Raw genomic sequence first — 26,994 nt, forward strand, 5'->3', positions numbered from 1 at the left:
TGGTTAACGGCTTGCCACTAGGCAGCAAGAGCCGCAGCCATCCTGCGCAACTCAGGCATCATCTGCGGCTCTTCGGGTTCAACGATCTCAGAGCCAATATCCATCACGATGGACTTGACCAACGTTGTCTTATTTAACGCACTTTTCTTGACGAGTTCGTCAAACTCGGCGCCAACGCGTGGAGTTATTTTCATCGAAAGACGTTTCGACGGGGTATCGTGCCAGCTTTTCCACTTCGCTCGATGAACCGCCGCGTTTTTACGAAGCCGCTCCACCAAGAAATCGTCATTTACAGACCTGTGCACGAAGTACGCGATCAGCGACTTCCGGAGGATCACGCCAGCAGAAGGATCAATCCGATAAGATGCTAGGTCCAACGTATCCATAAACGGCGCAGCCATAACCACTTCCAAGGGCCTGGAAGCAATCTCGCGAGCAACACGGATTGCTGGCGTCGACTGCGGCGGGATAGCCACAACGGCGCCACACTCGTCGCATGTAGCCGCCATGATCTGCTTCGCCATGCCGATCCCGCTTTCGAAAGGCACATCGTGATAGTCGAAAGTCGTCGCAACGACTTTCCGGCACTTTTCGCAGAGCGCCTTGCTCTTATCTCCAGCATACCAGATTTTCATGTTAGCCTACCTTGATGGGTGTACACTTATGAAGACCGTGTCAGGGTCAACGAAATAGAATTTTATGTACCATCCATCTCGTTTGAGGATATGGACTTCAATGCCTTCGAACTCATGGTGCTCAGAACTCTCATGATGCGTGCCATTGCACCTGTCGATAATCGGTATCAGTTGCTCGGGGGAAATATCGCCAGTCATCAAGGCATTCTTGTCCTCGATGCTCCCGCGGGCCGCATGCTGATAAGTACCTTCCTTCAGTGCCTTGATGACGCGATACCTGACGCCCTTGAAAGCCATCCGTTCCTCAATATACGAAGCTCTTCGTAAAATTCAACAAAAAAATCACGCCGCAAGCGAGAAGGTTGCGTGACTACCCCTACTCAGTAACCCGTTATCAAATGGACAACCAATACGCGCCGGGCGCTGTGAAGCGCCTTGTGAGCGGAACTTTTTGCTTTTCGATTCCAAATACGTAGGCCGCTTTCGGTGGTTTTTGCTACCTAACACCGTAGATTTCGGCCGTAAACGCCACCAGGTCTGACCGACCGCCTCATCGCGAGCCGGTCTGGACATGCTTCTTCCGTAGGCCGGGACTCATCGAGCCATTCCACGGCCCCGCCGATCATGATGGCGGCAGGCGGTCCTCGGCCTTGTTCTCAGGCCGGATATTGCCGCCAGCGTATTTGCCGTCGATCTCGTCTTCGCCCTCAAGCAACATGTTTCCCCTGCGCCACGCGATCGCCTCGCGCAGTTTCATCAGAAGCACACAGGCCGTCTTGTATTGCACGCCGATCTTAGCGAGCGGGATTCAAACCTCAATGCTCGCGTGTCCGGCCGGTAGGGCCCGCGGATACAAGAGCGTTCATCTCCGCGAGCGTTTGGACGATCAAGGTAGCGTCAAGCGCAACACCTCAGATGCTGGCTCGGGGTCTCCAAAGACCTGACGTCGATCCTAGCAGATGGTCCTTTCACAAGGTCTCGTTTCATAGGAACTTCCCAAGTTTCCTCGATCGGATTGAAAAGGCCGGGTAATTCAAAATGAGCATGGATTCGAAGGAAATCGTGGACATCCATCGAGACGACAGGGATTCTGTACACAATCGCGGTCGCCGCGATCGCAAGGTCTTGGCCCGGACCTCGCCGATGGTTCTGGGGGGACGGCACCCACAAATGCCGCAGGCTCGGGACCGTAGTCATCGATGCGTACGTCCGCGCAACTGCGGCATCCATAGCGAGGAAGACCATATCGGTTTCGAGCACTTCATTCAGCCAGCGTGAGAGATCGTGGGCCCGGCTGGGGTTCCTCAACCGCAGCGATTCAATGCCCCGCTGCAGTTCGAAAACCGCGCCGAATGGAATTGCCAGCCGATGACTCGACGTCGCCCAGTCCGCCCAGGCGAGGACATGCCGATTCGGTCTCTTCTTTGTGAATTCGCTCAGCACGTTTGTGTCGAGAAGAAACATTCCGGTGGGCTCCTTTGCGGCCAGAATTGCTTTATGATGCACGAGGCCTAAATCAGAACCACCGGCGAATAGTAAACGCGGTCAATTGGAGCGTGCATTGGCGAGCGGCGGGGCAAGTGGCGGTCGTACAGGGCGTGGCATCTGGACCGTCAAAGAGGCGAGGGCGAGATTCAGCGATTTGTTGGCGGCTGCCGCCGAAGAAGGGCCGCAGGAGATTCACGACCGTCGACGGCAGTTCGTGCTCCAAATGTCGAAACCCGGACCGAGGAAGCCCGCTCGGGATGTCTTGCTGAAGGGCGGGCCGCTGGATGATGACGAGCTTGATCTCGACTGATTGACCACAAGTTGGTCTGCCAAGGTCGTACGGGGGTATGGCCTTGGGTGTTGTCCATTCGACTGAGGAGGGGAATTCGGGCTTGGCATGCACGATGACTTGCCATCCGGGTGGCCTGCATCCTCGATGCTTTCAGCGGGTGCGTTGAACTGACCTACGACAGCGGCGAGCCGGACCAAGAAGGTCATGGATCCTATCGTGTCGCCTTCGAAACTCGCTTACCCGAACGACGTCGACCGGAAATCTCCAGACGCCGACCTGATGTACCGGATCCTCGGCTTCCCCCGAACGAGTTCGCAATCGCGGACCGCAGCAGCGACAGCGCCGCCGGACATGTCGCAAGGGAGGGACCAACGTGTACGTCGTCAGTCATCCGGCGAACAATTCCTTATAGCCGACCGTCATCATCCAGTTCGCCCGATCGATATGGCTTCGCGCGGCTTTCCGGGCGCGCTCCGGTTCTTCCACTGGATCGATGCCGAGGATGGCCTGCGCCATCTCCTCATAGGTCGCATCGTCGGCGCCTGCATCCAGGAACCTCATGTAGGTCGTGAAGTGCTCCTTGTCGTAGTTAGTAAGGCTGTCGGACCAAGGGACTTCGTCTTTAAGACCTGCTTCAACGTCTGGGTGTTTGACCATGATGTCGGGCTCCGGAAACAAGCAATCGGAACATATCTTTTCGAAGAGCTACCCAAGGGAGGGAGAACATCGTCCCCAAGACGACATCCCGATCCATGCGCAAGCGTCCGCTCGAGGGGGGTAAGCCCTTCTGGGCGATGCAAGCCCAGGTTACGGATGAATCGGAAAAAGCTCAAGACCGTGCGGCTGCACGTCGTCTCAGCAGGTATGCCGTCCTAAAATGCGCCAAGCACTGCGGCACGGTCGCCAACAAAGGTGTCTAGAGCTTGGAAACGGACTTGCGATAACCGAGATAGATCGCAACGCGACTAGTCGGCTTTCCCGCGATAGCGGGAAGGCCGATGGAGAAAAGGGCAATCACATCACATGAAGCGAGGACTTCTCGACCTCGACGCTTCACGGGTGGTGCGAAAGATCGTCGGCTCTTTCGTTTTGCAAAGTTCACACGGAGGGACCAGAAGATCAGAACCAAGCTCCCTCCGGTCCAAGGGCGGTCAGCATCATTGGATCAACACGTGCACGAAGGCGCGACGTGGCACTATAGGCCTTAGTGCCGACGAGCATGGCGATAGACCCGCCGGGGTTTTATTTGCTTTCAGCGGCAGCCACCACTAATGAAGCAATGCTTCACCGACTATGTTTCACGCTACCGGAGAGTTTTCATGACAGAAGAAGCCGACAAAAACATCGACATCCTCATCGAGCTCGCCGCCGATGTGGTCTCAGCCTATGTCTCCAACAATCCGGTTCCGGTGGGCGATCTTCCTGCCTTGATCGGCCACGTGCACGCAGCGCTGAAAGGCACGGCCGGCAGCGTCTCCGCAGGAGAGCCGGAGGCTCTCAGGCCTGCAGTCCCGGTCAAGAAGTCGGTGACACCGGACTACATCATCTGCCTTGAGGACGGGAAGAAATTCAAATCGCTAAAGCGCCATCTGTCCACCCACTATGGGCTGACCCCGGACGAATATCGCGCCAAATGGGGTCTGTCGTCAGATTATCCCATGGTCGCGCCGAATTACGCTGCAGCGCGCTCGGCAATGGCCAAGACGATGGGGCTCGGCCGCAAGCCGAAAGAGCCGGAAACGCCGACGCCGGCGAAGCGGACCCGCAAGAAGGTCGCAGCTTAATTTCTGCAATCGAGACTCTTTTTCGAAGCGCGGCAGCCACCGGCATTGCCTGCGCCGAACATGAAAAGGGCAGGGGATCGCCAGCCCCTTCAAGACATCCTTGCTTCACAAGGAATTGGCGACGGCTTGCAGCAATCTGCCGCCCCGGACTTCCGGTCGAGCCATGTTCTCGCTCGCTCTTATCGAGCGGGTCGCCGATGCCTACGCTTGCACTTTCCCCGTGCCCGACTTGCAGGCAGCGAGCCACTGTATGGCGGAGGTTGCATCTTCCAATATGGCGGCCCGTTTCGCAAAGCCGACAAAGGCGTTGCGCGCTACGCTCACAGGTTTTCGCCGATCATATGCGTCATAGCACGCCCTGAGGGCGGCTTCGTGGATCAGGTCTCTGCGATCTTCGGGCCATTCATTGAGGAAATCGATGGCGTCAGCAAGGCTGGCAATCTCCTGCACGACGTACGTTGCACGCTTCACGAAAACTGGGCTGCTGAAAGCCTCAAGGTTCATTCGTTCCTCCCGATCTGCCGAACTGCTACCTTGCGCATCAGCCGCGCCGCGGCCCGACCGTTGCAGATTGTGTTGTCAGGGCGATGACGGTTTCAAGAGGAATGTAAAGGATGTGCTTGCCCAGTCGACCTCGTCTCGTTTGGCGGACCATGCGGCGCGAGAGAAATTCGCCTGGACAAGATCGGCGATGTCATTCGCCTTGCTGGTTCTCACGGGCAAGATCGATCCTGGCGGCTCCGACCAATTTATTGCACGTACGTCGCCTAGCATCGTCCAGGCCTTACTGATGCTCACTGCTGACGCGCCCCAACATCATGCGGCGGCCCAAGCGCTGACCGCGAAGAGAAGCGAGTGACCTACGGAACGGTCCAGTAAAAAGTGCAGGAGCATCTTGATCAAAATGACCCCAATCAGAGAACGCTCTTAGGGCTATCGTATTGCTTGAGAACGATTTCTCCTTTGGCACGGTCATTTGCAGTCCTCCACTAAGGCGCATGGACTGAGGAGAAGTCGGCCGATGATCATGCTCATGGGGACCTCAGACGAGGTTAAGGCGGAGCTGCGATGCTGCCGGAGACGATATTTGCAGACGTGGGGGCTTGCCGGGCACTTCGGAAAGCGACTGTGGGCGCGGTTGCGCAGTGGGCCGCTGCGTGGCCGGCGCCAGAGGCGGAAACTGTCCAGCCTGGTGGTGAACTAAGAAGGGTAGAAGGGGTGGAGATGGCATGTCGGTCTTCTCTGTGCGCGCAGGCGCTTACCAACCAGGCGATCGGGATAGGCAACGACCTGCAGCGTGAACGATCTCCCTCCAGCGTGTTTGTTGGCAGTGGTTATGCTTGCTATCAGCTGCGCTCAGCTGGCAATTTTGCTTTTCGGTGAAGATCGAGAGGCTGTATTGGTCGATCGCGGATCGGCATCTTAGCCGATTAAAATAGAATGAGAGCGAAACGATTTAATAGTGTGTATAAGAAAGTTCTAAAATTCGTTTGCACAGTTTTTGTAGAAGTAAATTGTGGATTTTCCAACCTTTGAAGCTAGACATATTTCCTGATCGAGTGCACTATGTTTACAGATTGAAGTCTATAGCCAATGTGAGGGAACCCCATGCTGCGTGGTGGATCGATGGTGCGTGCGCGATTTCTCGCGTGTGTTTTCGGCAGCGGCCTGGGACCAATCGCGGTGCTGCCCGCAGCGGCCGAGATCCTCAATCCACCAGTGCTGCAGGATGACCGCGCGCCGATTGCCAAGCCCGCCCTGACGGAGCTCGCACCCGCTGCGCCACTGCCCGGCAACACGCTGCCGGTGCGCGGCGACCGCCTGCTCAATCTCAAAATCGACTATATCGACAACCAGATCTACAACCCGTCAACGGGCGGCTACGACAAGGTCCATCTGCGTGGCTACACCGGCAAGGGCGTTGATCCCAATGCTCCTTATGTCTCGCCGACGATCGAAGCAATTCCAGGCGACACGGTGCGCGTCACCCTCGACAACCAGTTGCCGGGAGGGCCGCAGCCCGGCGACCCCGGCTGCATGCCGGGCGGCCAGATGCCCGACATCCCGCACTGCTTCAACGGGACCAATCTCCATACCCATGGGCTGTGGGTAAGCCCATCGGGCAACAGCGACAATGTGCTGCTGTCGATCAACCCGCAAACGCGGTTCACTTACGAATACAACATCCCGTCCGATCATCCTTCCGGCACGTTCTGGTACCACACCCATCGCCACGGCTCGACTGCGCTGCAGGTGTCGAGCGGCATGGCCGGTGCGCTGATCATTCGCGGCAACCGCGTGCCGACGCCAGCCGCGCATGGCGACATCGATACGCTGATCCCGACCTCGGCTATCCCCGAGCGGGTGCTGGTGATGCAGCAGATCCAGTATGCCTGCCGCGCGACGGCGGCGAAACCCGGAGAGCTCGGCCCCATCAAGCAGGACATCAACGGCCACTATTTCTGCGGTCCGGGCGACGTCGGCGGCATCGAGGGCTACGACCAGTTCGGGCCGGGCACCTGGCCGGCATCGGGGCGCTATACCTCGCTCAATGGCAAGGTGTTCAATCCCAACGACCCCTTGAAGGCAACGCAGGGCCAGATCGAGCGCTGGCGCATGGTCCATGCCGGCGTGCGCGACACGATCAGCCTGCAATTTTTCAAGGTGCTTGACGGTAAGCTCAAGCCCGGAGTGAAAACGCTGCTCAATGCCGACACCAACGCGGCGTTCATCAAGGATACGTGCAGCACCACGCCCGTGCCCTATACGCTGGTTGCGGCCGACGGGCTGACGATGGCGGCGGCGCAGCCGACCAAGCTTGCAACCTTCCAGCCCGGCTATCGCTTTGACGCGCTGGTCGTCTTTCCAGAAGCCGGACACTACTGCGTGATCGACTCCTCGGCACCCAAATCGGGTGTGGTCAACGGGCTCAATGTCGGACCGCAACTGCTCGCACTGGTCGACGTCGCGCCGGGAACGCCGGTCGACAATGTGGAAACCTACATCAACCGCAAGCTGGTTGCCCTGGCCGAAACCAACATGCCCGCCGACGTCAGAGCGACTGTGGTGGCCGAACTCAAGGCCGGAACGAAATTCACCAGCTTCACCCCGCATCCCGACATTAGCGACGACGAGGTGAAGGGCAACGGCACGCAGGAGCTGACCTTCTTCATCGACACGACCGGACCGGACACCAAGTTCGAGGTCGGCAACACGCTCAACACGGCCGACGCTAGGCCCTACGACCCGACTCGCATCGACCGCTCGCTGCCGCTGGGCAAGGCGCAGGAATGGACGCTGCAGTCGCACTTCGTCAGCCATCCGTTCCACATCCACGTCAATCCGTTCCAGATCGTCTCGATCATCGATCCCAACGGCAAGGACGTCAGCGCGCCGGGCGCGATAGACGATGCCGGCGGTGAGCCCTACGATCCGCAATATGCCGGGCTCAAGGGCGTGTGGAAGGATACGCTGTGGATCAAGAGCCTGATCCCGCAATCCTTGCCTGCCGGCTTCTCCGGCATCTACACGATCAAGGTCCGCACCCGCTACGAGCGCTACATCGGCGAATACGTGCTGCACTGCCATATCCTCGACCATGAGGACCAGGGCATGATGCAGAACGTTGCCGTGGTGCTGCCCGACCAGGTGGGCGACACCGCCCAGGGCGGCGCGATGCTGATGCAGATGGACGGCCACGATGTCCACAAATAAGGCGCAGCCAATGCCTGCCCAGCCGTTCACCTGGAGCGACGTAGAGGCGATCCTCACTGCCGCGGGCGGCACCACGGGACCCGGCAACCTGACCGGACTGACGCTGCCGGAATTCCTGGCGCTGCAGTTGCACGGGATGCCGCGGGTCGCGCCGCTCTCGACCACCTGCTGCGGCACGAGCGACGCCAAGGGGCGCGGGGCGCGCTCGGCGCTGATCCGCGGCCTGCGCGGACTGCCGCCATTCGACGGTAAGCAGTTCCCCCGCCTGCCCTGGGGCGGCACGGCGGTCGCCGATGACGACATCGACCGGATCGAGACGTGGATCGAAGAAGGCTGCCCGGGCGCGTTGATCGGATCGATTGCACTCGCCAGCGAGGTGAGCGTAACGACCGAGGCGCGCATCGAGGTGAAGGGGATTGCCGGCCCCGTCTTCGGCGCGGCGTCCGATCCGGCGGCATGGCGCTACGCCAAGGGCGAGCTGCGGCAGCGAATGGATGTCGATGTGCTGGACGACGCGCAGAAGGAGCGGCTGCGCTATGCTTTTCGCGAGCTCTACAAGCTCAACAAATGGGTCGGCGACAAACGCAGCTACAACAATCTGGCCTTGATCCACCAGAACCACTGTCAACATGGCTGGGAGCGTTTCCTGCCGTGGCATCGCGTGTATCTTTATGAATTCGAACAGGCTTTGCAGGATTTCTGCCCTGATGTGACCATGCCGTGGTGGGATTTCCCCGCTCCGCGCTACAAGCCGGAGGATCCGGCAAGCGGCGCAATCCTGCCCGATGCGTTCAAGGGTTTCCTCACGGAGGCCTCTGTGCGCTTCCTGCGCGATCACGGTTTCCCGGCCGAGATCGGCACGCTGGTGGGCAAGCTCTGGGCCAATCCAACGCAGGCCTATGACGCGGTCAGCGGCGTCTGCGGCAAGGACTATGTGGAGGGGGAGAATCGCAAGCGGCTGATCGACGCGCTGCTCGAGGCCAATTCGCTATGGTATCCGCTGCGCTATTCCAGCCAGTTCGGCAAAGGCACGATCAACACCGTCATCCACTATCATTATCCGGCACAGGAGGACATCGACGAGATCCTCAGCCTGCGCACCTTCCGCGACTTTGGCGGCGGCAGCCTTTATGTCGACAGCTTCGGCTTCCTGGACCAGAATCCGCACAACACGATGCACATCTGGACCGGGGGTATGAACCCCGCGTTCAAGACCAGCGCGCCCGCCGATCGCAACAGCGCGGTACGCGTTGCCGGACGCAAGTTCCACCAGCGCGACGACCTCTACTCCGAGCCGCAGTTCGGCGACATGTTCTCGAACCTGACCGCGTCCTACGATCCGATCTTCTGGCCGGTGCACGCCAATATCGACCGGCTCTGGTGGCGCTGGCAGCAGGACCATCCCGACGGCCTGCCCGCCGATCTCGATTCCGCGCTGACGCCGTGGAGCTATGCGGTGCGCGATACGCTCGACATGAACCGCTTCGGCTATGAGTATGTGCGTGGCGGATGCCTCATGCCGGTCGGGCTGACCAGTCCGGTCGGACGCTTCGTCTCGGCGCCGATCGCGGTGCCCGAAGCGACCAAGAGCTTCCGGTCGGCGGAAGTGCGGCTGCACCGCGTGCCGCAATTGCCGCGCTCCTGCTTTATCCGCGCGTTTCTCAACACGCCGGATGCCGACGCCAGCACGCCGCTCAACCTGCCGGGCTATGCCGGTTACGCCGCGATCTTCGGCCATGGCGAATGCTTTGGCGGGCCCGGGCATTGCGAGATTCCACCAGCGGAGAACCGCAAGTTCGATCTACGCGAGCGCAGCATGAACACGCCGCGCAACCACCGCATCGATGTGACGCGCGCCGCACGCCGGCTGATCGCGGCCGGCGCCACCAGCCTGACAGTAAGCCTGGTCGTGATCGGCGCCTCCTATGAGGAGGACCGCGAGTTGCTGCGGCTCGACGGGGTCTCGCTCAACTTTCTCGATTGAAAACACAAGACACGGCCGGCGCAGGCACCGAGGGGAAATCAAATGGCCGACCCAACAGTCTATCGCATCCACCCGGCCGTCGGCATCGCGCGGCTCGGCGACAGCCCCGAGGGTTTCTGCATCTCGCCGGAAAAGCCGGCGCAGTTGCCGATCGAATGCGACGCCAACGGCAATGCCGCGAAAGGCGATGCGCCGATCAAGCACTTCAAGGACAGCAAGGGCCGCATCAAGCGCCAGGCCGCGCGTTTCCAGATCTTCGTCTATGACGCCGCCAATCCACTGGGCAGTCCGCTGAAGATCGGCGACCATGTCGAGGGTGGCGGCAACCGCGGCAAGCTGGTCGACATCCAGTGGCGCGTTCAGCTCGCCAACAAGAAGGCGGCATGGTTCACCTTCGACGGGCTGCGCGGCGAGGCGGGCTATGCCGCCGATGCGCCGTTGCGCAACGCCGGCATCACCGATCCGGTCGAACGGCAGAATTTGATCATCGACGCCGGCCCGCAAGCGGTCGACTGCACGTCGCGCCGCAGGGCGAGCTTCGGGCGAGACACCAACCCGGCCTATGCCGTCACCTTCCCGCCGACCGGGATGGTGCCAAACGACATCGACACGCTGGGCGAATTGATGACCGACGACAGCGGGCGGCTGCTGCTGCTTGGCGGACACGGCAACAGCGGCTCGTTCCTCAACGGGTTTGGCCATCCGCGCATCGAGACCTACGCCAACAGCGACGGGTGGTTCGACGACATATCCGACGGGCCGGTGATGGCGCGGCTGGTGATGATGGAGGAGCGCGTCCAAGCGCTGCGCTACATCGATGTCGAATATCCTGCCTGGGTGCTGGTCGGGTATCCGCGCTACGCGCCGGAAGTGCTCGACATGATCACGCTGGAAGATGTGGTCGAGGACATGTCGATCCGCGAATTCGCCTATCGCACCGACATGTTTGGAACATCAGGAACCTTCGACGCGCCGCGGAAGATCGATCCCAACGATACGGTCGCCCTGTTGCATTGGAAAGCAGGTCCCGTGGAGTGGAATCCGGCCTACCGGCCGTGGTTCTGGCGCGACATCTGGCCGATCATTTTCCGCGCCGACGAATTCTCCTATTTCACCAACATCCTCCAGCAATCGAACTTCCCGCACAACCAGTCGAGCCGGGGTACGTTCGACCCCTATCGCTTGTGCATCCCGCCGCGGATCGCGCCGCGTGCGCTGGCGCAAAAGGAAGGTCGCGCGAAAGACGATCATGTCGGCGGGCGGCTGCTCGAGGCTGCGGTGGAACCGAGCCTGATGCTGCTCGATGCAACGCAGGCGCCGGGCGCGGCGGACGATGCCGTGGTTGGCGATGCCGCCGCCACGCTGAGGGCGGCAGCGGCGACTTTCAGCGCCGCGGTCTGCCCGCCTGACGATGGTGAGGCGCCGCGCAGCTATGCCGCGCGCTGGAAAAAAATGTTCGCCGACAACGACACGGTGGCCGAGCCGGCCTATGCCGAGGCGTGCAGCGCCTTCGACGCCGTGGTCGCCGGCGTGATCGAGCGCATCGCCGCGGCCGCCGCACCACCGCGCAAGCGGATGCTGACGCTCGCCCGGGCCTCGTCGCGGCAGGAACCCGGCGAACCGGACCGGACCACCGATCCGGACGAGCCGATCGGGGCCGCGTTGCGCCGGCTGGCGTTCGAATATCGCTCCGGCCAGTTGCTTGACCGTGCGCTCACTGCCGCGGCCAAGGACGCCACGACCGATCCCGGCCGCTCCGCGCGGCAGTATCTGTTCGATCTGCTGAGGAAGCCTGGCGAAGAGAACCTGTTCCGTCTCGACGCCAATCCGGCGACACGCACCTATCACCTGCCGCTTATGCCGCTGCTGGCGGGCGACAATCCGATCACCAACAAGACGGTGAGCAAGTTCCTGCGGCTGACCGACACGCAATTGTTCCTGCTGCGGCAGTGGGCTGCCGGTATCTTCATAGACGAGGTCGATGCGGGCTTTGCCCCCGCGATCGATCCGTGGCAGCCCTACAAGGACTGGAACGTGCCGGGCGGACGCGGTCTCGACCAGGGTGTGCTGTCGAACGGGCTCGGCGGCGCCTTCTGTCCGGGCGGTGAAGTGACTTGGATCATCCGCAACGCGGCGATCTGGCGAGGACCTTACCGGATCAAAGCCGATCCGGAATGGTACAGCTTTGCGCTGACGGCGGCGCAGGAGAACGCCAACCGATGGGGAGCGGGCGTCAGCGAGGAAGGCTATATCGCCTATGCCTCCGATCCGCTGTCGCTGGGAAGCGACTTCGACATTGGGCTGCAGCCTGGCGATCTTACCAAGCTCAGCGGGCTGCCGTGGCAGGCCGATTTCAACGAATGCTCCACGCAGACGATCGACGTCACCTACGAGGAGTGGAACGTCCTTTATCCCGACAGCGTCGGCAACACGCTGATGGAGCGCGAGCGGCGTGTCTGGGAGACCTTGTGGTGGCCGGCGCATCGGCCGATGCAGGTCTACTACCCGGTCGGTACCGACTTCCAGTTCCGCAACTGGGCGCGCGGCATTCCGCAGACGCTTGCCGGCGACCTCAAGATGGTGACCGAATGGTCGAAGCTCGGCTTCATCGTCCGCAATCCGGCGGGCGGGCTCGATCAGCCTTCACCCCAGACAAAATACATTTGCGTCGAAGATTCGGGAGAATGACCGTGACCAATCCGTTTGTCGGCAACTGGACCTATCGCAGCTTTCTCAACGATCCCGATATCAGCAAGGCGGCCAACGACCTCCTGTTCGGCGAGGGCACGCTAACAATCGTGGAGCAATCGGAGACTGAACTCTCGGGAACGATCGGCGGCCCAGGATGGTCGCTCGATCTGCGCGGCAGTTTTGGTTACGGCTCGCCGATGCAGGTCCGTTTCCAGGGCAAGGGCGTGGTCGGCGGCGAGGAGTGGATCTACGACTATATAGGCTGGCTCGTGCCGGTGTGGCCCAACAGCACCGACCGGCTGGAAGTGCCGGCGATCGTCGGCTCTGTGGTGCGCACGATCCCGCATTCGGGCGACGGCGGCAGCACCAACCCGGCAGGGGTGGTGGCGTCCTTCTATGCCGTCAGAGCAGGCTGAATTCGTCGTCATCGGTGGCGGGCCGGCGGGCACCGCGGCCGCACTGACATTGCGCCGTCACGCGCCTGGACGGCGCGTGGTGCTGATCGAGGCTGGGCGGCACGACCGGGCCAAGCCAGGCGAGGTGCTGCCGGCAGTGGCGCAAGGGCTGCTGCGACAGCTCGGGGCCTGGGAACCGTTCCTTGCTGCCACTTTCGTCGACAACCGCGCTGTCGTTTCAGCCTGGGCCGACGACGCGCTCAGCGAGCGTCCTAGCATCTTCTCCGCCCAAGGTTCCGGCTGGCAGCTCGACCGGGCTCGGTTCGACCAACTGCTAGTAGAGGCGGCAGCCACAACAGGCGTCGAGGTTCGGCTTGGCTGCGCCGTGCGTTCGGCGGTGCGTGACGGCCAAGGCTGGCGTCTCGAGCTCGCCGATGCAGAGATCGTCGCCGACGCCGTGATCTGGGCGACCGGCCGAAGCTGGAGGCTGGCGCGATCCTTCGGCGCGAAGCTCCGGGTGCACGGTCACCTCGCCGCATATACCCGCTTTTTCGACCGCGCGCCGGGCGATTGTCGAATGGTCATCGAGGCGTGCCCCGAAGGCTGGTGGTACAGCGCCGACTTGCCCGACCAACGCCGGGTGGTGGCATGCCTGACCGATCCTGACCTCGGTCACGATCTGCGCGACGCAGAATCCTGGTATCGCGCACTGGCGGAAACAAGGCTGATCGCACCGCTGCTGCCTCCTGGTGCGCGTGAAACCGCAACGCTGGTGAAATCGGCGGGAACGGCCACGGTGGATCCAGCCGCGGGTGAGCGCTGGGTGGCGACGGGTGACAGCTTGTTCGCCGCTGATCCGTTGTCGTCGCGCGGGATCGTGCACGCGCTGCGCTCAGGTATCCTCGCCGCCTATGCCGCGTCGGACATGGTCGACGGACGCGACGAACTCGCAAGGACGCGCTACGCGATGATCGCCGCGCAGAGCTTTGCCGACTACGCCCCCGCGCTTGCTGCCCACTATGCCGCAGCCGCGCGTTGGGACACAGCTTTCTGGCAGCGGCGTCGGCCTCATCCCGAAAGTCCCACTAAATAATCTATAGCGTTGGATGACCGTGGCCTTGAGGACGGCCATCAGGATGAAGTCCGTCTCATCCTGGACCCGGCAACCGCTCGACGATACGGCCGCTGAACGGCGTGAAGCTGGTTGCGCTGACAGAGGCGTCCGCCATTGTAATTCCTTTTGGAGATGGAAAGGATGCCGCAGAGTTGTAGCAACCCCGACTTGCTTGATCTCCTACAGTGCCAACAGCCGATATTCTCTGAACATCTGGAATCGGGGGCGTCACCTGTAGAGAATGGTGAGCAGTTTCGGCGACGTCGAGATGACAGTTGCGCTGCTCGACCGTCTGACGCACCACTTCGAGATCATCGGAACTGGATCGAATCCTGGGTTTAAGACCGCGCCTGATCTTCAATGCAGCCGCGGCGCTTCAGGTCTTCAGGTCGTCTGGATCGCTTGAACACAGGGGATGTGCCATATGCTCCGGGGACGCAAACGCCCACTGGCGTCGTTCACGCTGGGTCGTCGGTCGTCGGGACAGAGCCTGAATCGAGAGTTGATTATGCGGCGCCATTTCGCACGCGGATATTTCTGGAAATGCAACGATAATCGCGGCGTCTGGCGCTCTCGACATAGTAGTAAGCAACATTGAACGCTGTCCGTCGAAAGTTGCCCCGGCCGAGCGAGGGATAGTCGCGAAAGCGTTCTATGTCTTCTTCGCCGAAAGGATTCGCCGAGAAGTCGAACAGCACCAAGAGACCAGCGCCTTGGTACATCATCAGCTTGATCATCTCGGTCGTGTTAACCTTAGATGATATGGGTCCCTTCCGGTCACCCGGCCGGCGGACGGCGAACTCGACCGCTACGCCGCCGATCTGAAAGTCGACGCGTCCCCAGCCGGATACCGAGCTCTGCAAGCGGACTGAAACCTCAGGGTAGCAATGACCGAAATAGCCAAGCAGAAAAGTGCGGACCAGCGGGAGCACCTCCTTCTCGCTCCAGTTATTCAGGTCGAGCGTCTTTCTAAACTCGCGATCGTGGATACTCTCATAAAGGAGCTGAAAGGCTTCGCGCACCTGCTTGATCGTGATTGCCAATCTCTATCCCCGATGGATTTAATGGACAAGAGTCATCTTCGCCGTGTTTGTCAATCAACTAGGCGCGAAGCCTTACAGCTATTCTTCTCGTCAAAGAGAATCTCGCCAGAGCCTCTGTCGTATACTTCAAGGGCAGATGCAACTAGAATTCGGGCGCCGGCATCCCGTGGGACGAAGGCGCAGCCATTTTCTGGCTTTTCTCATGTCTCTCCAAGGCCGGTCGGTTCATGTGAATTGAGGCCGTTGCGCCGACGTTACCCATCTATCGGCTGGACACGATCGGCCGCAAATTCCATAAACTGGGGGAGGGCACGATGTCGGGATCGGGTCAATTGAAGATCACATCGAGAACCTAGCCGATGTCATCCGCAAACGGCCACCGTCAGGGCAGGCCGAGTATAGCCTCTGAGTTGGTTTTGGGATTGCTGTACAAGACCTCTTCAATCTAGGGTGTCTCGACGCCGTCGGGTGTCCGTTAGTGGGGGGGTACGCACGCATTACGAAGCAGATCGAGATGGAACAGAAGCAGTGTGGGTTCACGCTTTCCTACGTTCTATTGCGCCCAGCGTGGTAGGAGCCCCTTATCTGGCCTCTATCCTTAACGCAGTCAGCGTCTCGGGCGTAATCGTGCCGGTTACCTTCAAAGAGTAGTCTGCCTGCATGCGCAGTAGCCCGGCCCTCAGCTCCGGATTCATCTCGCCGTCTATCTCGCCGCTGTAGTAGCCGAACGCGAGCAAGGCGAACTGGACCTCCTGGACGATCTCCTTGAATTTGTAGGCATTGCCTGGAAGTGTCTTCAGCGGTGCCGGCGCTGGCGCGATAGCGGGCGCCTGGTAGGTCGGTGCGGGTGTTGACGGCGCGCTATACACCGGGGCCTGTTCGCTTGGTACCGGCGGGGTGTAGGAATAGCCGCCCGTCGACGACCGATGGCTCGAATGTGAACTATGGCTGCTGTGGCTCCGATGTCCGGCCAGCGTGTACAGGTGGTCGAGCTTGAAGATATCGAAGAGAGATTTCGTCCTTCCAAGGTCGCCGTCCAACGTTGGCTTGGTTGGCAGCGCTTGTGCATTGGCTGGCAAGAATCCCGCCGCGAGCAGCGACGGTATCGCGAAAAGCCGCTTCTTCATTGGATAGCCCCCAAATTGCTGTATCCGTGGTTAGCTGGATGCCACTCGAAAAATCCCCCGCACCGAGCCTTCAACGAGCATCCGTCGCACTCCTCTCGGTAGGCACGCTTCCAGTCGGAGATCGTAGCCGGCGCCAAATGGCGGTATGGCTCCGGTACCGTGCAGAGCGGGAAATTGTAGAGCCAGGCATCTATTCCCCGGCTCCGCACGAGATCGATGGAACGGCTGACGACATCGAAGCCTTCCGAACTGTCGTAGAATAGCGTCTTCCAGTTCATTCGGCCGAAGCCGATGTTCTCCATCTGCATGACTGCCCATGTCCGGATGAACGGCAGAGTGGAGACGATGAACCTTGCCAGTTGAGGCAGCCCATCCGCATTCGGACGCATCAGCACGGTGCGGAGCTCTACCTGGGCACCCAGGCGGCACATGAGCGCCAGGTTCTCCAGCAGTTGCGCGTGCGCGCCGGCCTTCCCGACGATCTCGTCATGAACAGCGGGATCGCAGGAATAAAGAGGGATCCCCCAGAACACCCTTCCCCGATCGATACGACTCATCGCCTCCCGATCATCCAGATCGAAATGCTGGCCATTGGTCAGGACGTGGAAGGAAAGGTCCGGGCGCGCCCAAAGCACCCTCTCTAGAAATCGGAACAGCTGAGTTTTGAAAAGCGTCGGCTCCCCGCCGGAGATCCCGATCGTCGCGCCTTCCGGCGCAAGCAACGCCGCGGTTTCGAAATACGGGAATAGGTCGACGTGGTGCTTCTTGGGCGGCTGGGAGCACATCAGGCAAACCTGGTCGCACCGCTCCGTGACCAAGAAGGTGTTGTGTTGAGACGTACTACGGATAAGGCGATCCGCAGTTCCACGCCGAGGGTTCACCAACAACACGTCTCCATCGACTTTGGAGGGATCGATGCCAAGGATTCGTATCGGACCGGCCTCGCCGACGTAATCAGCCCCTTCCGGGCCGACGCGCTCCAGCGCGGCGTCGAAAGGATTCAGTTGTTCCGTCTTTTGCTCGCAGACCGCGAGCTCAACCGAGCGAAGCCGTACCACGAAAGGCTGGTCAGCGTTTGCTTCCACCTTGATGCGCAGGGGTATCATGGGTGCACCGGGGCCATGTCGCCGGTCCAGCCGGCAACGCCGAGCCAGGCGGCCAGCGAGGCGCGTGTCGGCTCGTCGTTTCGGTAGAGGACCTCAAAGACCTTGTCGAAGAGCGACAAGTGCCGACCGCAGAACCATGTGTCAGGCCGCGGAACGTCGATCCGGCCATACCGGGAGATATCGTCGATCACGTCAGTGCCGCAGAACGGCTGATAGGCGCAATGGATGCAATCCGGATCGAAGTGGTTGAGTGCGCCCGAATTGAGAACGTCTACCTTTGCCCGGTCGATCCCCGTCCCGACATCGCCAATGCTAAGATCAATACGGCCGATCCTGGACAGCATCCGGGCCTCGTCGGTCGGGTAGAAGCGGCCGTCGTGGTCTATCACGGCGTAGTCGGAGGCGAAGAAGTTCGGGTTACGTATGTCGACGTGGTTGTTGGCATCGAAGTGGAGCACACGCTTCAGGCACTGGCTGAAGTAGTATTCCTCCATGAAGCCCCCAGTGCGATGGTTGCGAGCGATCAGCAGGTCGATGAATTCGCAATGAAGGCGGTTCCAACGCGCAAGGACATTGTCGCCCTGCTGAATCTTTCGCGCGAGTCCTTGGTGGTTTATCGGGCGAAGGTAGACGGACCGGACTCCGCAGCGTTCGTAGTTGTCCAGCAGCGCCTCGAAGTCCGGTGGGTTGGCGACGTCCACCGTCGGCAATGCCGAGATCTTGCCCTTCGGATAGCGGGAAACGGCCGCCTCGAGATTTCCAAAGAAGGCGTCGGTGACTTCGCTTCCATGGGTGCGCTGGCGCTCATGGGTGGCCCGGTCTCCGTCAAGGGAGGTGCTGATGAAGGTGTCGTCGGCATCGAGGAACGCCCATGCGCGCGGATCCAGTCGCTGCAGGTTCGTGCAGACGACGAACTGGGATTGGGAAAACTTTTCCCGGCAGAAGTCGCGGACGGCTTCCAGCATGTCGACCCGCAGCATGGGCTCGCCACCCTGGAATTCGATCTTGATGTCGGGACCTTCCAGACTATCGAGAAACGAGAGGACACCAGCGAGGGTTTCGGGCGACCAGTCGAACCCGAGGGCCTTTTCGGGAGCTCGGGAAACCTGGCAATAGCCGCAGGCAAGGTTGCAGCGGAGCGTCGGCACGAGGATGACGTAGTTCATTCTCGTCGGCCTCGACTGGCGCCGCGCCCACCTGTAGGCGAACGATGTCCAGTGAAGGTCGAACTCCTTGTCGAAGCCGTGATTTCCCTCCCTCAGGAACGTCTCATCGGCGGGGGACAGGTTGTCGGTGGCGTACCGATCCAGGAAGCCGTGGCTGGACTTGAAGAACTCGCCTGCGTCATCGGAGAACAGGACCGAACCGTCCGGCATCTCGCGGAACTTCAATGGCCATACGTTCATCGGCTTGTCACCGCGGCGACAAGTGCCTCACGCGTGAACAAGGTTTCCGCGTATATTTTCTCGCGGTAGACGGCATACAAAATATCTTTTCGAAGCTGGTCTTCGGCAATACCGCTTGATGAGCCTATTGATATCGTGCCGCCCTTCCACGCAAGACGGCAGTTGGGGTAGAGCGCCTGCAGCCGAAGCATCGCGGCATCGGCGTATTTCTCGAACTGTGGCGGTATCACCACCACACATTCGGATTCAGTAGAATTCGGAAATTTCGTCATGTCCCCACCCAGCGCGATAATGCGCGGCTAGACCCGAACAATCAACGCATATTTGCTTTGTTCTTTGTCTTTTCCACTCGATCCACTCGTCGAAATACTGTCCTTCGTTCATGCCAGCCTTTCTCGCGCGGCGGCGAATTCCCCTCATTGCGCGACGGGTCGGGGCATCGACGCCCGTCTGGCTCTTGTAGCTCGACTGGAACGCCGCCAGCACGATGAGGCCGAGGTGCGGCAATTGGTTCATTGCGGTACCAAAAGATCGCCTTTTTGACGTCGCCTGTGAGTTCCGTCGCGGCCGAAATTACCTTGACCATCTCGCGCATCCGGCCCCGGCAGTCGCTCCGACGAGGGATTGCGAAGGGTGTTGCGGTGAACCCCCGTAGGCTGCGCCAGGTTGGCCACCTTTACGCCAAGCGCCTGCGACAGACGCTTCGGCGAGATATAAGGCGTGCGCGGCTCCTGAAGGCTATCGACAAGGCCTGAGACCATCGTGGAATGTGCGAGCTGTGCGTGGGTCATGACAAATCTCCGACATCCCATATGCGACACCCTTACGCACAATATATGCACATTTCAGCGCCAGACGCTTAGTGCTTTCAGACCGGGGCATAGGCGATCCGCGTTGCGGTTGAGGTGGGGCGGGCTCGCGGTGTCTATGTTGCGCAGGAGGACAAGGTCGCGCGCATTGAATGTGCGCGAGAGGTCTTGAGCAATCTCAGGCGCAATCGGTTCAACGCGTCTCTTTCTGCTGTCGGGCATCGGGACGGCCGACGATATCTAGGCCCTTGGCATCGATGCAACACATGATCTGCCAGGAGTGGGAGCTAACTTCCAGATCATGTCGACATCTCGCGTGCTTTGTGAATGCGCTGGCCACTATTCCTATGACAGCGTGCAGCGGCCGCAGCCAACGCTCATGGCAGGGCTACAATACCTGCTTTTCAAGTGGACCGGTCGTGTCCCTCGCTGTTTGAGACTGACGGTTTTCTGGTACGCGGATTCAGACGCGCGTTCGCCCTACATGCAGTTTCATTTCGGGCAGCGCTCGGGGATCGAGAAGGGGATTGCCTGTCTTGATAACCCGGGCGCGACACTAAACACGGCGTTCATGCGCCCACGCTCCAGGGGAAGTGTTCGGCTGAAAAGCGCCGATCCTGGGGTCGTGCCGCTTATCGACCCGAACTACTGGGTCAGCCGTATGACCGTGAGATGCCCCTACGCGGTCTTGAGATGGTGCGCGAGATCATGTCGCAGCCGGCGTTGAAGCCGTTCACTAGGCGCGAAGCGCTGCCGGGCGCCGCGGTTGCAGAGGATCCGAAGGCGCTTCTCGACTATGCGTGCCGCATGGCAAAGACGGACCACCACCCTGTTGGCTCTTGCAAGATGGGGCCTGACGCGATGGCGGTGGTGGGTACCGACCTGAAGGTGCATGGGCTGGAGGGATTGCGTGTCTGCGACTCTTCCATCATGCCGTTGATCAATTCCTCCAACACCAACGCGCCGACCATAATGAAGCCGGTAAGCCGGCGCTTGCTCCGACAATCTCGATTGGGAACGCAACGACGGACCACGCTTCGCCGAAGCTTAAGAGAGCCTGCTATCGTGTCTTGTCCGTTGACAGGCGCACAGCGCTATGAAATAACTAATTAGTTACAAACGAGCTGCCTCAGATAGCTTAATCGAATAAGCATGGCAGACGAAGGGAGGAGCGATGATCAAGGTTCACGGCATCCAGCATATCGGTCTGACAGTGCCCAATATGGAAGAGGCAGTGCGTTTCTTTCAGACGATGTTCGGTGCGGTGACGGTCATGGAGTGCGGCAGTGTTGATGTCGACGATACCTTCATGGCCCGACGGTTGGGCGTGCCCGCCGGCTGCCGCATCAAGGACCAACGGGTCATTCGGTGCGGGAATGGCGGCAACCTTGAACTCTTTGAGTACAGCGGCGAACCCGAACCCGGCAAAATCAAACGCAACAGCGAGGTCGGGGCGTTTCATCTCGCTCTTGCCGTCGACGACGCGGTCGCTGCGGCCGACCGTTTACGTGCCGCGGGTGTCGACGTCCTGGACGGACCGACATTGATTTCATCGGGTCCCATGGAGGGACTGACATGGGTCTACCTGCGGACGCCTTGGGGCCAGTTTCTTGAACTGGTGAGCACGACCGGCCCGATGGGGTACGAGGAGCGCGGCGGTCCGAAAATGTGGTCTCCGATCAGCGATAGCTGAAGATTAGGAGAGGGGCTTTCTCTCTCGATGCTTGCGCTAGGGAGCCCCATTTCTCGATCGACGCTTAATCGTATCAGCAAGATTTTTCTGCAACGCAAGCCAATGGAGGATCAAGCTAATGATGCAATTGAAAACAATGGTCTGGGCAGCCAGCATGGCGACGCTTCTAGGCGGAAGCGCCCTTGCTGATGACAAACCTTTCGCCGGGGTCGAGCTGAAAATGCTCGGCATAGGGGATACGTCTGTCACCCGTGTCGCGCCAATCGTCGGCGAATTCGAGACGCAGACGGGAATAAAAGTCCATATCGATCAACTCCCGTATCCCGGCCTTATCGACAAGATTGTCGTCGAGGCGAGTTCGAGCAGCCCGACATATCAACTGCTTTGGGTCGACAGCCCGTGGGTCGGTCTTTTGGGTGAAGCAGGGGCGTTGGAGGATATGACCGCCCGCGCCAAGCGTGATGCCAAGGAGATCGGGCTGGATGACATCATTCCAGTCCAACTGCAGGAAAACACCTGGCAGGGTAAGCTTCTCGCTTTCCCCGCTTCAGGTATGACCTGGATGCAGCAATATCGAGCGGATTTGCTCGAAAACGCTGACGAGCAGGCCAACTTCAAGAAGAAGTACGGCTATGATCTGGCTCCTGCCAAGACATGGGCTCAATATCACGATATTGCGGAATTCTTCACACGCAAGAAAGGTGAGCTTGCCGGGGGTAAGCCGCTCGATTTCGATCTCTATGGTGCGAGCCAATCTTATAGTCGTGTCCAGGGTGCCATAACTCACGACTACTTTCCGTTCATGCGCTCGTTCGGCGGTGACTACTGGGATCCAAAGACTGGGCTGTGCGCTATGACGAGTGACGCGCATGTCAAGGCCGCGGAATACATGAAGTCCCTCATTCCGTTCAATCCGCCGGACTACCTCGGTCTGATGTGGGACATTCAGTCGGGCTTCATGGAGCGAGGCGAAGCTGCCGAGGCGGCCTATTGGAGCGTGCGTTCGGTGCGCCTGACGAACCCCAAGGAAGCGACGCTTGCTACAATCGGCAAGGCGGGCTTTGCAGAAAGCCCCGTATCTGAAGCGGGTCCCCAGCCGACCTATACCGGCACACTTGGCTTCGCCATTAACGCCAAGTCCTCCGACAAGGAAAAGGATGCCGCATGGGAGTTCATCAAGTGGGCAACCAGCGAAAAGTTGATGAGGCGGTTCGCGGACGAGGGAAATGGGGTCAGCCAGTTCCGCAAGTCGATCCTGTCTGACCCTGCGCTGCAGAAAAAGTATCCCTACTACAAGGTGCTTCTCGACAGTCAGGTCAATGCTCGCCGCCGCATCTTCCATCCCTTCTACCAGGATATGGAAGAAAACTTTGGCGTGGAGCTGAGCAAGTACATGGCAGGTGAAACGCCAACTGCTCTGGAGGCGCTCACCAACGCATGCAATGCCGTCAATTCGCGGCTCTCGATCTTCCCGCTGGAACAGCGTCTGCGCTGGATTCAGGACGTACCGGCCGAGGTTCTTGCGAAGTAATTCTGGTCTACCCGCCCCGACCTTTCGCGGTCAGGGCGGGTTCCTTCAAATGGGAGGAGGGAAGGAAGAACCGTATGAGCCACACTGCCAGCCGTAACAAAAGGATCGCGCTGATATTTCTTTTACCAGCTGTCCTCATTCTGTTCGTCACGACCATCTACCCGATGGTCTACGCGTTGTGGCTGAGCTTTCGGAACTACGACCTCTCCAAGCCCTTCATCCCGCGAATTTTCGTCGGACTTACCAACTATATCGAGATCCTGAGCTCACAGGCTTTCTTCCATGCGCTGCTCACGACGTTCAAGCTGATGGCGATGACGCTTTCCGTACAGCTTGTGCTTGGAGTGGGGATTGCCCTGCTCGTGACCCAGAAGTTGCCCGGCATGGCGTTGGTGAGGACGCTGCTGCTTATTCCGATGATGATTTCGCCGGTCATCGTTGGGTTGGTCTGGCTCTTCCTCTATTTTCCCGAGCTTGGCTATCTCAACTATTTCATCGGTCTTGTTGGCCTGGGTCCCATACCTTGGATTACGAGCACCCGCTGGGCGCTCACCGCTATAGCGATAGCCGATATCTGGCAGTGGACGCCCTTCATCATGATGGGAACCGCTGCCGCGTTGCAGAGCCTTTCGCCGGAACCTTATGAGGCCGCGCGCATAGACGGCAATTCGCGTTGGGATGTGTTCCGCTACGTGACATTACCGCAGCTCAAGCCGGTTCTTATAAGCTTGCTATTCCTGCGTGCCATCGACGCCTTCAAAATTTACGACATCATCTACGTGCTGACAAAAGGTGGGCCGGGCGACGCGACCGAAGTCATGTCGCTCTACATCTATCGGCAGAGTTTCACCTTCTGGCGCATGGGCGTCGGGGCCGCCGCGTCTTTCGTGTCGCTCATCATCATAACCGTACTGATCACTTTCTTTTTCAAGTCGATGCAGCGCAGCCAGGCCACCCAGGCTCGGTAGGAGGGAAATCGCCATGACATCGAGTGTTCGCGAAAAGTTTCTCGTCTACCTGCTGCTCAGCGCCGTGCTCATTATCTTCATGACGCCGATCTATCTGATCCTGGTGTCCTCGCTGAAGCCGGCGGCGCTTATGTTCTCCAGACCGCCAGCCTTTATCTTCACGCCGACGCTCGACAACTACTATGACCTCTTCACGATGCGGCCGTTTCACCTGCAAATCCTGAACAGCCTGATCGTGGCGCTTGGTTCGACCGCGTTCAGCCTGACGGTTGGGACGCTCGCCGCCTATGCGATCTCGCGCATCAAGAGCAAATGGATCAACGATGTCGCGTTCTGGATCCTGTCGATGCGCATGTTTCCGCCCATCGCGGTCGTAGTTCCCTACTACATCATCTTCCAGTCGCTTGGCCTGCTCGACACGCCGCTGGCGCTCATAATTGTCTACTCGACTTTCAACATCCCGCTCACTGTCTGGCTGATGAAAGGGTTTTTCGACGAGGTGCCGGAGGTGCTGGAGGAGGCAGCCCAGGTTGACGGTCACGGCGTGTTCGCGACCTTTCTTCACGTGACCCTCCCGCTGACGGCTCCCGGCCTCGCTGTATCAGCGGTGTTCTGTTTCATCTTCTCATGGAACGAGTTCCTGTTCGCGCTGATGCTGACGGGATCGAAAGCCCAGACGGTGACGGTGGCGGTCATGTCCTTCTGGTCGAGCGATGCGGTCCAGTGGGGCCGCATCATGGCGGGATCTTTGGTCGTCCTGATTCCAGGTGTGATCTTTGTGCTCACCTGCCAGCGTTGGCTTGTGAAGGGCCTGACCATGGGGTCGGTAAAGGGATGAGCGCGATCCCAGAAATCAATTCAAGAGGAGGACGTCAATGTCGTCGGTGACGTTGCGAAATGTGGTCAAGCGCTATGGCCAGGTCGAAGTAGTGCACGGTATCGACTTGGCTGTCGAGGAGGGCGAGTTCGTCGTCCTGCTTGGCCCGTCAGGCTGCGGCAAGACCACTACCCTTCGGATGGTCGCCGGACTTGAGGACATTTCGGGCGGCGAACTTGAGATCGCGGGCCGCCGGGTAAATGATATTCCGCCAAAGGATCGGCAGATCGCGATGGTCTTCCAGAACTATGCGCTCTACCCGCATATGACTGTCCGACAGAACATGGAGTTCGCGCTAAAGCCTCAAAAACTCTCCGCGACTGAAGCAGAAATTCGTATCAGCGAAGCCGCCCGTATTCTCGGCCTCGAATCGCTGCTCGCTCGAAAACCGTCGCAACTTTCAGGTGGCCAGCGGCAGCGCGTCGCCATGGCGCGCGCCATGGTGCGAACGCCGAAGGTTTTCCTGTTCGACGAGCCGCTTTCCAACCTTGACGCAAAGCTGCGCACGCAGGTGCGCGTGGAGATCGCGAAGCTGCACAAACGGCTTGGCACCACGGTCCTTTATGTCACCCATGACCAGATCGAGGCGATGACACTGGCCGACAAGATCGTCATCATGAAGGATGGCCACATCGAACAGATCGGGTCGCCGGAGGAGGTTTTCTCGCTGCCGCGCAATCTGTTCGTCTCCAGCTTCATCGGCAGTCCCGCGATGAACCTCATGCCGGGGGTCGTCGCGGCCGCTGGCGCGGCGGCAGTTCTTACCTGCGGGTCATTGCAGATCCCGGCGCCCAACGCTCTGAGCCGGGTCCTGAAAACGGCACAGCAGGTGACGGTCGGTGTGCGACCATCAGACATCCGGCTGGTGAGTAGCGACGTCGCGACAACCTCTTATGACACGTCGATTGAGGTCGTAGAATACCTTGGTACAGAGGCGCTGCTAAATCTCAACGCGGGCGGCCAGGAACTTGTGGCGCAGGTACCTGCTTCGGACAGGCCCACCGCCGGCCAGGAAAATGTCCGCATCGCTTTTGATCCCGACAAACTGCACATCTTCGACACGCAAAGCGGGCAGGCCATTCGGCCCTGAGGTTGCGGCCACGTTCGAATCCATTGGAGGACGCCATGGGACGAGAGATCGTCTTCACCGGGAAGCGCAAGTTTGAACTAGCAGATTATGACGATACTCCAACGGCGCCAAATGAGGTGCGTGGCCCTACATTGGCGACCTTGGTGAGCCCCGGCACCGAACTTGCGTGGGCCGATGGCGGCGACTTCCCGGTTCGTCCCGGCTATTCCGCTGTGTTCGAGGCCGAGGAGATCGGTTCGGCCGTCTCCGGTATCGAGCCGGGCGACCGGCTGCTATGCATGGGCGCCCACCGGTCGACCCAGAAATTCGATGCTCGCTACGTACTCAAAGTTCCTGACGGTATGGCGCCAGAAGTAGCGGTGGTGGCACGCCTGATGGGAGTGGCAATGACCTCGCTAATGACCACAACGGCGCGGCCTGGCGACAAGGTCATCGTCTGCGGTGCCGGTCCCGTCGGTTACCTGGCGGCGCACCAGTGCCGGATTGCCGGTTACGAGGTTACCCTTGTCGAGCCGGACGAAAGACGGCGCGCTCAAGCGCTCCGGTCGGGCGTCGTCAACACGCTCCCCGCGATGCCGGTAGGCGATCCGGCCTATGTGGGCTCGGTTGCGCTGGTCATCGATTGCTCGGGGCATGAACAGGCAGTGCTCGACGGCTGCAAAGTTGTGCGCAAGCGTGGCGAGGTCGTGTTGGTCGGTGTGCCGTGGAAGGCGAACACGGCCATTCTGGCCCAAGAGATGCTTCAGGCGGTGTTCTTCAACTTTGTCGTTTTACGCAGCGGTTGGGAATGGGAAGTTCCGATCCTCGCCCGTGCCTTCGTGTGGGAGGAGCTTTACGAGGGGTACAACAATGCATCGCACAGCACCTTTACTGGCCTGGCCAAGGCGCTGAAATGGTTATCGGAAGGCCGTATCCCGGTCGATGGCTTGGTCCGCAGCCTGAATCCCAGTGATCCGTCCACTGTCTATGGCGCGCTGCTCAACAGAGAGATCGATGAGCCCTTCGTGGTGCTCGACTGGGCCGTGTCAAGTAAACGGTGATGGCCATCTAAGACCGCTGCCACCTCGCTGAGAGCGACAGGATACCGGCACCCAAATCACTGCAATCCTATTATCTGAACACCCGCGTGATCGAGCGTGATGGCTCGTTTCTCTGGCGTTTCGAGCGGGATCATTGTGCACAAAACGGTTGTAACGCGATTCTCAATCTTCTTTTTAAGACTTGTGATCCACTTCCGGAAGGTAGTG

At 59.8% G+C, this 26,994-nt stretch carries 24 protein-coding genes and 2 pseudogenes; 13 read left to right on the plus strand and 13 right to left on the minus strand.

All coding sequences use genetic code 11. The annotated features are described in order from the left end of the window. Nucleotides 1–17: 17 nt before the first annotated feature. The 5 genes from NKJ06_RS03720 to NKJ06_RS03740 form a co-directional block, all read right to left on the minus strand. On the minus strand, nucleotides 18–635 hold the full coding sequence (locus NKJ06_RS03720; protein WP_352809129.1) for a hypothetical protein: 618 nt from the start codon (nucleotides 633–635) through the stop codon (nucleotides 18–20). Between the two features lie 6 nt (nucleotides 636–641). After that, a complete protein-coding gene (locus NKJ06_RS03725; protein WP_352512707.1) occupies nucleotides 642–932 on the minus strand; it encodes a hypothetical protein in 291 nt (96 codons plus the stop codon). Nucleotides 933–1,257: 325 nt separating this feature from the next. Continuing rightward, entirely contained in the window at nucleotides 1,258–1,392 is a 135-nt protein-coding gene (locus NKJ06_RS03730) for a hypothetical protein (protein ID WP_352809131.1), read from the minus strand. Nucleotides 1,393–1,532: 140 nt separating this feature from the next. Next, entirely contained in the window at nucleotides 1,533–2,099 is a 567-nt protein-coding gene (locus tag NKJ06_RS03735) for a PIN domain-containing protein (protein ID WP_352809132.1), read from the minus strand. Nucleotides 2,100–2,802: 703 nt separating this feature from the next. Then, nucleotides 2,803–3,072, minus strand: coding sequence for a DNA -binding domain-containing protein (locus tag NKJ06_RS03740; RefSeq protein ID WP_352809133.1), 270 nt, complete (start codon nucleotides 3,070–3,072; stop codon nucleotides 2,803–2,805). A 662-nt stretch (nucleotides 3,073–3,734) separates the two neighbouring features. On the opposite strand from NKJ06_RS03740, the gene NKJ06_RS03745 reads away from it, so the two are divergent. Further along, nucleotides 3,735–4,199 (plus strand): Ros/MucR family transcriptional regulator, encoded by a 465-nt coding sequence (locus NKJ06_RS03745; RefSeq protein WP_352809135.1) that lies wholly within the window; start codon nucleotides 3,735–3,737, stop codon nucleotides 4,197–4,199. 201 nt (nucleotides 4,200–4,400) lie between these two features. Here NKJ06_RS03745 and NKJ06_RS03750 read toward each other — a convergent pair whose 3' ends face one another. Further along, entirely contained in the window at nucleotides 4,401–4,703 is a 303-nt protein-coding gene (locus tag NKJ06_RS03750; protein WP_352809136.1) for a DUF982 domain-containing protein, read from the minus strand. Nucleotides 4,704–5,807: 1,104 nt separating this feature from the next. Here NKJ06_RS03750 and NKJ06_RS03755 point away from each other — a divergent pair. The 5 genes from NKJ06_RS03755 to NKJ06_RS03775 are packed head-to-tail and all read left to right on the plus strand — an operon-like array spanning nucleotide 5,808 to nucleotide 14,076. Then, entirely contained in the window at nucleotides 5,808–7,913 is a 2,106-nt protein-coding gene (locus NKJ06_RS03755) for a multicopper oxidase family protein (protein WP_352809137.1), read from the plus strand. Next, nucleotides 7,900–9,897, plus strand: a complete 1,998-nt coding sequence (locus NKJ06_RS03760) for a tyrosinase family protein (RefSeq protein ID WP_352809138.1) — start codon at nucleotides 7,900–7,902, stop codon at nucleotides 9,895–9,897. Before NKJ06_RS03755 ends, NKJ06_RS03760 begins: the two co-directional genes overlap by 14 nt. Nucleotides 9,898–9,939: 42 nt before the next feature. Then, on the plus strand, nucleotides 9,940–12,585 hold the full coding sequence (locus tag NKJ06_RS03765; RefSeq protein WP_352809139.1) for a LodA/GoxA family CTQ-dependent oxidase: 2,646 nt from the start codon (nucleotides 9,940–9,942) through the stop codon (nucleotides 12,583–12,585). Then, complete coding sequence (locus tag NKJ06_RS03770; RefSeq protein WP_352809141.1) at nucleotides 12,582–13,004, plus strand: hypothetical protein; 423 nt, start codon at nucleotides 12,582–12,584, stop codon at nucleotides 13,002–13,004. Before NKJ06_RS03765 ends, NKJ06_RS03770 begins: the two co-directional genes overlap by 4 nt. Further along, the gene (locus NKJ06_RS03775) at nucleotides 12,985–14,076 is read left to right on the plus strand and encodes an NAD(P)/FAD-dependent oxidoreductase (protein ID WP_352809142.1); all 1,092 of its coding nucleotides are present in this window, start codon (nucleotides 12,985–12,987) and stop codon (nucleotides 14,074–14,076) included. The genes NKJ06_RS03770 and NKJ06_RS03775 overlap by 20 nt, the downstream gene beginning before the upstream one ends. 527 nt (nucleotides 14,077–14,603) lie before the next feature. Here the strand turns inward: NKJ06_RS03775 and NKJ06_RS03780 are convergent. From NKJ06_RS03780 to NKJ06_RS03810, 7 genes and pseudogenes are all read right to left on the minus strand, one after another. Then, nucleotides 14,604–15,140, minus strand: a complete 537-nt coding sequence (locus NKJ06_RS03780) for a hypothetical protein (RefSeq protein ID WP_352809143.1) — start codon at nucleotides 15,138–15,140, stop codon at nucleotides 14,604–14,606. Nucleotides 15,141–15,721: 581 nt separating this feature from the next. Further along, nucleotides 15,722–16,267 carry a His-Xaa-Ser repeat protein HxsA gene (gene hxsA / locus NKJ06_RS03785; RefSeq protein ID WP_352809144.1) on the minus strand — a complete coding sequence of 182 codons (546 nt, stop codon included), beginning with the start codon at nucleotides 16,265–16,267 and terminating at the stop codon, nucleotides 15,722–15,724. Beyond that, a complete protein-coding gene (hxsC, locus tag NKJ06_RS03790; protein ID WP_352809145.1) occupies nucleotides 16,264–17,373 on the minus strand; it encodes a His-Xaa-Ser system radical SAM maturase HxsC in 1,110 nt (369 codons plus the stop codon). Before hxsC ends, hxsA begins: the two co-directional genes overlap by 4 nt. After that, nucleotides 17,370–18,779, minus strand: a complete 1,410-nt coding sequence (hxsB, locus tag NKJ06_RS03795; protein ID WP_352809146.1) for a His-Xaa-Ser system radical SAM maturase HxsB — start codon at nucleotides 18,777–18,779, stop codon at nucleotides 17,370–17,372. The genes hxsC and hxsB overlap by 4 nt, the downstream gene beginning before the upstream one ends. After that, nucleotides 18,776–19,051 carry a hypothetical protein gene (locus NKJ06_RS03800; protein WP_352809147.1) on the minus strand — a complete coding sequence of 92 codons (276 nt, stop codon included), beginning with the start codon at nucleotides 19,049–19,051 and terminating at the stop codon, nucleotides 18,776–18,778. Before NKJ06_RS03800 ends, hxsB begins: the two co-directional genes overlap by 4 nt. Then, a complete protein-coding gene (locus NKJ06_RS03805; RefSeq protein WP_352809165.1) occupies nucleotides 19,026–19,295 on the minus strand; it encodes a hypothetical protein in 270 nt (89 codons plus the stop codon). The genes NKJ06_RS03800 and NKJ06_RS03805 overlap by 26 nt, the downstream gene beginning before the upstream one ends. Continuing rightward, nucleotides 19,282–19,570 (minus strand): annotated as a pseudogene (locus NKJ06_RS03810) (hypothetical protein); the annotation flags it as partial. The gene NKJ06_RS03805 and the pseudogene NKJ06_RS03810, both read right to left, overlap by 14 nt. A 663-nt stretch (nucleotides 19,571–20,233) precedes the next feature. Here NKJ06_RS03810 and NKJ06_RS03815 point away from each other — a divergent pair. From NKJ06_RS03815 to NKJ06_RS03845, 7 genes and pseudogenes are all read left to right on the plus strand, one after another. Further along, nucleotides 20,234–20,701: pseudogene (locus NKJ06_RS03815) on the plus strand (GMC oxidoreductase); the annotation flags it as partial. Between the two features lie 61 nt (nucleotides 20,702–20,762). Beyond that, a complete protein-coding gene (locus tag NKJ06_RS03820; protein WP_352809148.1) occupies nucleotides 20,763–21,281 on the plus strand; it encodes a VOC family protein in 519 nt (172 codons plus the stop codon). 118 nt (nucleotides 21,282–21,399) lie between these two features. Beyond that, nucleotides 21,400–22,812, plus strand: a complete 1,413-nt coding sequence (locus NKJ06_RS03825; protein ID WP_352809149.1) for an extracellular solute-binding protein — start codon at nucleotides 21,400–21,402, stop codon at nucleotides 22,810–22,812. A 74-nt stretch (nucleotides 22,813–22,886) separates the two neighbouring features. Further along, nucleotides 22,887–23,780: a carbohydrate ABC transporter permease gene (locus NKJ06_RS03830; RefSeq protein WP_352809150.1), complete on the plus strand. Its 894-nt coding sequence runs from the start codon at nucleotides 22,887–22,889 to the stop codon at nucleotides 23,778–23,780. 13 nt (nucleotides 23,781–23,793) lie between these two features. Beyond that, nucleotides 23,794–24,618, plus strand: coding sequence for a carbohydrate ABC transporter permease (locus NKJ06_RS03835; RefSeq protein ID WP_352809151.1), 825 nt, complete (start codon nucleotides 23,794–23,796; stop codon nucleotides 24,616–24,618). Nucleotides 24,619–24,655: 37 nt separating this feature from the next. Continuing rightward, nucleotides 24,656–25,747, plus strand: a complete 1,092-nt coding sequence (locus NKJ06_RS03840; protein WP_352809152.1) for an ABC transporter ATP-binding protein — start codon at nucleotides 24,656–24,658, stop codon at nucleotides 25,745–25,747. A gap of 35 nt (nucleotides 25,748–25,782) precedes the next feature. Further along, nucleotides 25,783–26,787, plus strand: a complete 1,005-nt coding sequence (locus NKJ06_RS03845; protein WP_352809153.1) for a zinc-binding dehydrogenase — start codon at nucleotides 25,783–25,785, stop codon at nucleotides 26,785–26,787. The last annotated feature ends 207 nt before the right edge of the window (nucleotides 26,788–26,994 follow it).

Origin of the sequence: Mesorhizobium sp. M0293 (assembly GCF_040321735.1) — a bacterium.
GTDB lineage: Bacteria > Pseudomonadota > Alphaproteobacteria > Rhizobiales > Rhizobiaceae > Mesorhizobium.